Source organism: Clostridium aquiflavi (assembly GCF_031344075.1).
Lineage (GTDB): Bacteria > Bacillota > Clostridia > Clostridiales > Clostridiaceae > Clostridium > Clostridium aquiflavi.
In genome coordinates this window covers 1-1,074 of record NZ_JAVJAN010000102.1, presented here as the reverse complement: position 1 = coordinate 1,074, position 1,074 = coordinate 1, and the positions used below count along the sequence as shown (strand labels likewise).

The 1,074-nt window shown below is 26.5% G+C and carries 1 protein-coding gene and 1 pseudogene; both read left to right on the top strand.

Features of this window, described 5'->3' with window-relative positions:
• Positions 1–271 (top strand): annotated as a pseudogene (locus RGC78_RS16115) (hypothetical protein); the annotation flags it as partial.
• Between the two features lie 86 nt (positions 272–357).
• The coding region (locus RGC78_RS16110) for an Rpn family recombination-promoting nuclease/putative transposase (RefSeq protein ID WP_309556959.1) at positions 358–1,074 on the top strand (717 nt) is incomplete at its 3' end.

Below are 1,074 nucleotides of genomic sequence, written 5' to 3'. Positions count from 1 at the left end.
TGAAACTCACTGCTCACATACGTTTGCAGGAGTAAGTTCGAGTAACCAAATTATAAATTTGGACTCTCACTTAAACAGCTCGATAAATTACAGTTTGCCTAGGTATTATTATTCTGTTGATGAGCAAGGAAGTACAGTATTTATAACTAATAGAGATCAAAAAGTTAGAAATGAATATTATTATGATGCTTTTGGAAATGTTCTTGATTCAAAAGAAGAAGTTTATAATAGAATAACTTATACAGCCAACAATTTTAATATTTATGTTTAAGAAAAGTTTTAAATAGTATATAATTATAGATATAGAACAAAGTATTAATAATATAAGATAATGGACTCTTAAAAGGGGTGAATAGATTGTCAAAGAAGCATGACTATGATGCAGCATGGAAAACAATACTTGAAGCATTTGAGGTGGAAGTTGTAGAAGTATTATTCCCTGAAATATTTGATGAAATTGCATGGGAACTTGGGACTGAAAGTTTAGATTTAGAGCTTCAAGAAATTCAAAGAGAAATTTTTGATAAAGATAGTGCAGAAAAGATAATTTCAGATAAAATAATAAAGGTAAAGCTTAAGGATAATAATAGTAAGATTTTATTTATTCATGTTGAAGTTCAAAGTTATAGTAGTGATGAAGATGTTTTCAGTGAAAGAATGTTCAGGTATTTTTATAGAATATGGGATAAATTTAGATATAAAAACAAAGATAAAAGTGAAGTTATTGCAGCAGCTATATATACATATAAGGGTGAACGTGGAAAAGACAAGAGGTATGTATATAAAGTTCCAAATATAAAAGATGAAATTTTAGTTTATAATTTTAGAACAATAGATATTGAAAAAATAGACTTAGAAAATATAAGTGATGATAATCCACTTAAATTAGTATTTAAAATGGCCAAAACGTTACTAGAAACAAAGTCAGCAGATGAGGATATTTATAAAGCAAAAATACAACTTGCAGAAGAGTTAGTTGAATATGATAAAGTTAAAAATGAAGAACAAATAAAAGCATTAGCAGATTTTTTAGAATACTTATTTTTGATTGAAGATAAGGAATTAGAACAAAAA